This window comes from Mesorhizobium sp. M8A.F.Ca.ET.202.01.1.1 (assembly GCF_004791595.1).
Taxonomy (GTDB): domain Bacteria; phylum Pseudomonadota; class Alphaproteobacteria; order Rhizobiales; family Rhizobiaceae; genus Mesorhizobium.
The window spans coordinates 192,007-199,104 of sequence record NZ_SRUN01000015.1 but is presented as its reverse complement, the minus strand read 5'-3'; the positions used below and the strand labels follow the sequence as shown (position 1 = coordinate 199,104).

5 protein-coding genes are annotated in these 7,098 nt (G+C 62.3%); 1 reads left to right on the top strand and 4 read right to left on the bottom strand.

Features of this window, described 5'->3' with window-relative positions; all coding sequences use genetic code 11:
• Positions 1-229: 229 nt before the first annotated feature.
• Positions 230-943, bottom strand: a complete 714-nt coding sequence (locus tag EN845_RS28355) for an XRE family transcriptional regulator (RefSeq protein ID WP_127278422.1) — start codon at positions 941-943, stop codon at positions 230-232.
• Between the two features lie 260 nt (positions 944-1,203).
• On the opposite strand from EN845_RS28355, the gene EN845_RS28350 reads away from it, so the two are divergent.
• Entirely contained in the window at positions 1,204-2,562 is a 1,359-nt protein-coding gene (locus tag EN845_RS28350; protein ID WP_127873042.1) for an NAD(P)/FAD-dependent oxidoreductase, read from the top strand.
• A gap of 19 nt (positions 2,563-2,581) precedes the next feature.
• Here EN845_RS28350 and EN845_RS28345 read toward each other — a convergent pair whose 3' ends face one another.
• The 3 genes from EN845_RS28345 to EN845_RS28335 all read right to left on the bottom strand — a co-directional run bounded on the left by EN845_RS28345 (position 2,582) and on the right by EN845_RS28335 (position 6,685).
• The gene (locus tag EN845_RS28345; RefSeq protein WP_127873043.1) at positions 2,582-4,564 is read right to left on the bottom strand and encodes an ABC transporter permease subunit; all 1,983 of its coding nucleotides are present in this window, start codon (positions 4,562-4,564) and stop codon (positions 2,582-2,584) included.
• Complete coding sequence (locus EN845_RS28340; protein WP_127278418.1) at positions 4,561-5,634, bottom strand: glycine betaine/L-proline ABC transporter ATP-binding protein; 1,074 nt, start codon at positions 5,632-5,634, stop codon at positions 4,561-4,563. Before EN845_RS28340 ends, EN845_RS28345 begins: the two co-directional genes overlap by 4 nt.
• A gap of 76 nt (positions 5,635-5,710) precedes the next feature.
• Positions 5,711-6,685 carry an ABC transporter substrate-binding protein gene (locus EN845_RS28335; protein ID WP_127873044.1) on the bottom strand — a complete coding sequence of 325 codons (975 nt, stop codon included), beginning with the start codon at positions 6,683-6,685 and terminating at the stop codon, positions 5,711-5,713.
• Between the last annotated feature and the right edge of the window lie 413 nt (positions 6,686-7,098).

The window sequence follows — 7,098 nt, the reverse complement described above, 5'->3', positions numbered from 1 at the left end:
AAGCTCTCCCGCGGCTGTAACCTCAGGTGGTACGGGCGACTTCGCCAAGCCAAGGTCCGGGCGGCCGCCCGGACCTTGGCTCAATCGCTTCAATCCCACGAAATCTCTCTCGTGTAGATACAAGGTGTCCGCGAAGCGGACGGAGAGGGGGCCTTCGTAGGGCGCTCCCCTCTCCGTCTCGGCTTCGCCGAGCCACCTCTCCCCACTACAGGGGCGAGGAACCAAGTGCCTAACCAGCGCTGTTCTGCGGATAGCAGATAATCGAAAGGTACCGCATCGGCAGCCGCGTCAGTTCTTCCGGCCCGTGCGGCGCGTCGGCGTCGAAGAACAGGCTGTCGCCGGGCTTCATCGGATAGAGGTTGCTGCCATGCCGGTAAACGACCTCGCCCTCGAGCATGTAGAGGAACTCCATGCCTTCGTGCTGGAAGGTCGGGAACACGTCGGAATCCTCGGTCAGCGTGATCAGATAGGGCTCGACCACGACGCCGCTGGTGTTGGAACCGATATGACCGAGCAGATTGTACTGGTGGCCGGCGCGCGTGCCGCGGCGTTCGACGTCAAGGCCTTGGCCGGCCTTGACGAAGACAGCGCTGCGTTCTTCCTCGAAACGGCGGAAGAAGGCGGTGACCGGAACGCCGAGCGCCCGCGACAGCGCCTGCAGCGTGGTCAGCGACGGCGAAGTGATGCCGTTCTCGATCTTGGACAGCATGCCCAGCGAAATGTCGGTGGCGACGGCGAGATCGGCGACGGTGATGCCGAGTTTCTTGCGGAACGCCCGCACCTCGCGGCCGATCGCCACCTCCAGCACCTTCTCGCGGGTATCACGGATGGCGTGCGGGTTCTGCGTCAGCGGCGCTCGGATAGTCTTGCCGTCCGCCGAGACCTTTGGCTGCGGCTTTGGTTTGGCGCCGGCAAGCCCGGCCTTGGTACTGTCTTTCGCCATGTCGCCCCCGGACTTCGCGGATTTATTTCACTCAAGGTGAACATGTCAGGTGGCGATACAGCAGCGCAACCGCAACGGCAAGCCGTCTTGTGGTGCATGCGCCGGTCCTTTGAGTGCGAACGTCGCGGGTTTTTCGCCAGGAATCGATTGTGCGCAAATGCCGTTTCCGCAGATCGCTGTTGACAGCACGGAAGGGCCAATTACTGTCCTGTCAGTGAAATTTGTTTCGCTGGGGAAATCAAAAAAGAGGAGGCCCGGAAATGAAAACTCGTGTTGCCGTCATTGGAGCCGGGCCGTCCGGTCTGGCTCAGCTCAGGGCCTTCAAGTCGGCTGCCGACAAGGGCGCCGAGATTCCCGAGATCGTCTGCTTCGAAAAGCAGTCCGACTGGGGCGGCCTGTGGAACTACACCTGGCGCACCGGGCTCGACGAACATGGCGATCCCGTGCACGGCTCGATGTACCGCTACCTCTGGTCGAACGGGCCGAAGGAATGCCTGGAATTCGCCGACTACACATTCGAGGAGCATTTCGGCCGGCCGATCGGCTCCTACCCGCCACGCGCCGTGCTGTGGGACTACATCAAGGGCCGCGTCGAGAAGTCGGGCCTGCGCAAATGGGTGCGCTTCAACAGCCCGGTGCGCATGGTGACCTTTTCCGACGAGACGAAGAAATTCACCGTCACCGCGCATGACCGGACCAACGACGTGACTTACTCCGAAGAGTTCGACAACGTCGTTGTTGCCTCCGGGCACTTCTCCGTGCCCAACGTGCCTTATTTCGAGGGCTTCTCGACCTTCAACGGCCGCATCCTGCACAGCCACGATTTCCGCGACGCGATGGAGTTCAAGGGCAAGGACATCCTGATCATCGGGCGTTCCTATTCGGCCGAGGACATCGGTTCGCAATGCTACAAATACGGCGCTAAATCGATCACCTCCAGCTATCGCTCCAAGCCGATGGGTTTCAAATGGCCGGAGAATTGGAAAGAGGTGCCGCTGCTGCAGAAGGTCGTCGGCAAGACGGCGCATTTCAAGGACGGCACGACCAAGGATGTCGATGCCATCATCCTGTGCACCGGCTATCTCCATTCCTTCCCCTTCCTGACCGATGACCTCAAGCTCAAGACAGCCAATCGCATGTGGCCGCTCGACCTCTACGAGGGCGTGGTCTGGGAGAAGAACCCGAAGCTGTCCTATATCGGCATGCAGGACCAGTTCTACACCTTCAACATGTTCGACGCGCAGGCCTGGTTCGCCCGCGACGTCATCATGGGCCGCATCAAGCTGCCCTCGGCCGAGGCGATGGCGGCGCATGGCGCCAAATGGCGCGCCCGCGAGGAGACGCTTGAGGACGCCGAGCAGATGATCTGGTTCCAGGGCGACTACACCAAGGAATTGATGGACCAGACCGACTATCCCGGCTTCGACGTCGAGGCGGTCAACCAGACCTTCATGGAGTGGGAGCATCACAAGGCGGAAGACATTATGAGCTTCCGCGACCATTCCTATCGCTCGCTGATGACTGGCACCATGGCGCCGCTGCACCACACACCGTGGCTGCAGGCGCTGGACGATTCGATGGAGAGCTATCTCGAAGTGAAGGGCGTCGCGGCGGAGTAGCCGCCGCGCACCTTGCTGACTATCCCAATCTTGCCCGCGCCTTCGCCGTCCAGGCGTTGAACACCCGGTCGGCGACGATGCCGATGAAGGCGATGGCGAGGCCGGCGACAATGCCGCGGCCGGAATCGGCCTTCGACAGCGCGATGAACACTTCCTGGCCGAGGTCGCGGGTGCCGACCATGGCGCAGATGATGATCATCGCCAGCGCCATCAGGATCGTCTGGTTGACGCCGAGCATGATTTCGGGAAGCGCCAGCGGCAATTGCACACGGAAAAAAGTCTGGCGCGGCGTGCAGCCGGAAACCTTCGCCGCCTCGATCAGTGCCGGCGGCACCTGCCTGATGCCATGACTGGTGTAGCGGATCGCCGGCACCACGGCGAAGGCTATCGTCGCGATCATTGCGGTGACATCGCCGACACGAAACAGCATCACCACCGGAATGATGAAGCAGAACGACGGCAACACCTGCAGCGTGTCGATGACGGGCGTGACGATCTTTTCGAAGCGGTCGCTTCGCGCCGCCGCAAGCCCGATCGGAATGCCGATCAGGCAGGCTATGAAGGCCGAGATGCCGCAGAGATAGACCGTCGCCATGGTCTTTTCCCAAAGGCCTGTGATGGCGCAGAAGGCGGTGAGTGCCGCGACAAGTGCGGCCAGCCGCAAGCCTGAGAGCTGGTAGCCGGCAAGGCCGAGCAGGAACACCGCGCCCAGCCACGGAAATCCTTCGCAGAAGGCGCGCACCGGATTGAGCACGTTGAGGATAAGCGCCACCCGAAACGCTTCGATGATGTCGAAGAAGTTGATCGTCACCCAGTTCACCGCCGCTTTCCACAATGGCGCGGTGGTGAAGGTGATCGCCTTCGGCACGGCCGCGAAAGCCGGCACGAACAGGCCGAGCAGCGTGGTGACGGCAAGGATCGCAATGGCCAGCGTCAGATTGGGGTAGCGGCGCCAGAAACCCGGGCTGGTGGCCGACCGGCGGTCATTGCCTGTTGCCTGCTTGTGGGCGATGGCCTGGCTCAGCCGGTCGAGCGCGATGGCGAGCGCGACGATGGCCAGCCCGGCTTCCATCGCCTCGCCGACCTTCAGCGCGCGCAGAGCGAGCAGCACGTCGTAGCCTAGCCCGCCGGCGCCGATCATCGAGGCGATGATCACCATGTTCAGCGCCAGCATGATCACCTGGTTGACGCCGACCATCAGCGTCGGCCGCGCCGAGGGCAACAGCACCCGCCACAATTTCTGCCGCGCGGTGCAGCCGGCCATGTCGCTGAACTCGCCGATCTCCAAGGGCACCCGCGTGAGGCCGAGCATGGTTGCCCGCACCATCGGCGGCGTGGCGAAGATGGCGGTGGCGATCATCGCCGAGACCGGGCTGTTGCCGAACAGGAGCAGCATCGGGATCAGGTAGGCAAAGGTCGGGATCGTCTGCATGAGGTCGAGGGCAGGGGAGACGATGAGCCTCTCCGCCCACGGCTTGCGCCACGCCCAGATGCCGGCGAATAGCCCGGTGAGAATGCAGAACGGCACCGCGATCGAGATGAGCGCCAGGGTCAGCATGGCGCTGGTCCACTGGCCGAACAGCGCGATGTAGAGGAAACAGCCGCCAACCAGCATGCCAAGTTTTCTGCCGCCGGCCGCATAGCCGGCAAGGAACGCCGCTCCACAGACGCCAACCCAGGACAAACGCGGCAGCACGAAAGCTTCGGCGCCGTGACCGATCTTGAAATTCTTGGCCAAGAGGTTGAGCGCGAAGTCGAGCGGCACGCCGAGCATCGCGGTGACCGAGCGGGTCAGCCAGGACAGGTTCGACTTGATCCAGTCCATCAGCGCGCTGACCCAGTCGGCGACGGGCACGACGGCGCTCGCCGGATAGTCGACAGCCCAAGGGACGACGTCCTGCAGCAGGAACACCACCAGCACGGCGGCAAGCGCCAGCACCCAGATCACCAGCCACCGTTGAATAGGCGGCCTTGCCTGGCTGCTGCTTGCCGTTACAGTCATGCGCCGGCTCGCTCGATGCCGGCCAGAAGATCGATCACCGCTTGCGGCGTCACCTCGCCGATCGGCTTGCCGGTGCCGTTGACCACGGCGAACGGTTTACCGGCGGCAACGATGCTGGCCGAGAAGCTGGCGATCTTGGCCTCCGGCGCCACCGTGCCGCCATGTTCGGCGCCATCGCAAGGGCGCATCAGGCTGCGTGCCGAAATCACCTTGGCGCGGTCGACGTCACGGGTGAACTCGGCGACGTAGTCGGTCGCCGGATTGACCACCAGTTGCTCCGGCGTGCCGATCTGGATGACTTCGCCGTCCTTCATGATGGCGATGCGGTCGGCCAGCCTTATCGCCTCGTCGAAATCATGGGTGATGAACACGATGGTCTTGTGCAGCATGGTCTGCAGCCGCATCAGCTCATCCTGCATCTCGCGGCGGATCAATGGATCGAGCGCCGAGAACGGCTCGTCGAGAAACCAGATTTCCGGCTTGGTGGCGAGACTGCGGGCGATGCCGACACGCTGCTGCTGGCCGCCCGACAATTCGCGCGGATAGAAATGCTCGCGCCCGCGCAGGCCGACGAGTTCGATGACTTCCCGGGCGCGAGCCTCGCGTGTCGAACGATCCTGTCCCTGGATGCTGAGCGGGAAGGCGATGTTGTCGAGCACGTTCAGATGCGGCAGCAGCGCAAAATTCTGGAACACCATGCCCATGCGGTGGCGCCTGAGTTCGATCAGCGCGGCATCGGAAATCTCGAGCAGGTCCTTGCCTTCGAATTCGACCTTGCCATGTGTCGGTTCGACCAGCCGCGACATGCAGCGCACCAGCGTCGACTTGCCAGACCCTGACAGGCCCATGATGATGAAGATCTCGCCCTGTCGGATTTCGAGATCGACGGCGCGCACCGCGCCGACCAGCCCCGCTCCGGCTATGTCGGCTGCGCTGGCCTTGCCGTCGCGCTCGCGGATGAAATTGGCGGCGTTCGTCCCAAACAGTTTCCAGACATTGCGGCAGGCAAGTTTTATCGGCCGGGGATCTTTCCCCGTCGCGTTCGATGCCTGTTCAATAGCTTTCGTCATTCAGTCGTCCTTCTGGAACACCAGGAATTGAGACCCGGCTGGTACCAGCCGGGTCTCCCTTTTCCAGTCGGAGCGATCACTGCGCCCAGGCTTTCCAGTCGGCTTCGTGGGCGGCGATCCAGGCAGCGGCGACATCCTCCGGCGTCTTGCCGTCGAGATCGATCTCGCCGCTCATCTTGTTCAACTCGTCGGTGTCGATCGTGTAGGCTTTGGCCACCTTGTAGGCGACCGGCCATTTGTCCTTCATGCCGTTCCAGGAATATTTCCAGATCTCGCCATGCGGCTTGCCGCAGTCGTATTTGGCGTCCGGGTTCACGCCCCATTTCGGGTCGTTGTAGCACTCGGGTGTGTATTCGGGGAATTGCACCCATTCGCCCTTGTATTTTGCAGGCGCCCAATGCGGTGAGTAGATCCACAGCATGATCGGCGCCTTGCGCTGATAGGCGGAATCGAGTTCGGCGAACATCGCCGCATCGGTGCCGGCATGGATGACGGTGAAGGGCAGTTTCAGCGCCGCGACACGTTCGTCGTCAAAACCTTCCCAGGTCACCGGGCCACCGAGATAGCGCCCTTTCGGTGCCGTCTCGGCGGTCGAGAACGATGCCGCGCAGGTGGCGTCGAGCAGCGCGTGCCAGTCCGGCAAGGTCGGGCACTTTTCCTTCATGTATTCGGGAAACCACCACTCTTCCTTGGCTTTTGGGCCGAGCTTGCCGAGCCGTTCGGTCTGGCCAGTGGCGTCGGAGGCCTTCATGGCCTCGCCGGCGGTGGTGTCCCAGAACTCCAGGCCGACATCGATGTCGCCATTGGTGAGGCCGGTGGTCAGGCTGGAGAGATAGTCGGCGGTCGGATATTCGACGGTATAGCCGAGCTTTTCCAGGATGCCGCCGAGGATCTTGGCGTTGAGGTTGACGCTGGTCCAGTCGAACAAGGCAATCTTGATCGGGTCGTTGGACTCCGGTGCCGCTGCCTGCGCTATCGGCGTCATGACACTTGCCGCAGCAAGTGCAAAAGCTCCCATTGAGAATTTCGAAATCAAACTGCGAACTGGCATTGCTTGGTTCTCCTTCAAGCTGTGACGTTTATTGGTCGTTCCCTTCTTGCGTCTTTTCTTGATTGTGTTGGAAAGGCTGGCTGTTGCGCAAGGCTGTTGTCGCCAGCGGCGCAAGGCCGGCGCGGCGATGCTCGATTTCGATGATGACGGATGCTGCCGGGGCGGCCCAGTCTCATGGCCGATCGATCGCCGCGATAGCAATCCGCGGATCACTTGCCAGTCCTGCGGCGCTCTGCAAGGTGCGAGCCATCAAGGTCATGATCTCGGCTGTTGGCCGGCAAGCCCCGTCTCGCCGGCGCGTTTCATAGGATGAAATTATATATACCAACGTTCATGCCGCGCAACGACTAACGCTACGTTCGCGGCGTATTTCAGGCTGCAGGCCAAGTCGGCCGACGCCGACGGACAGGGCT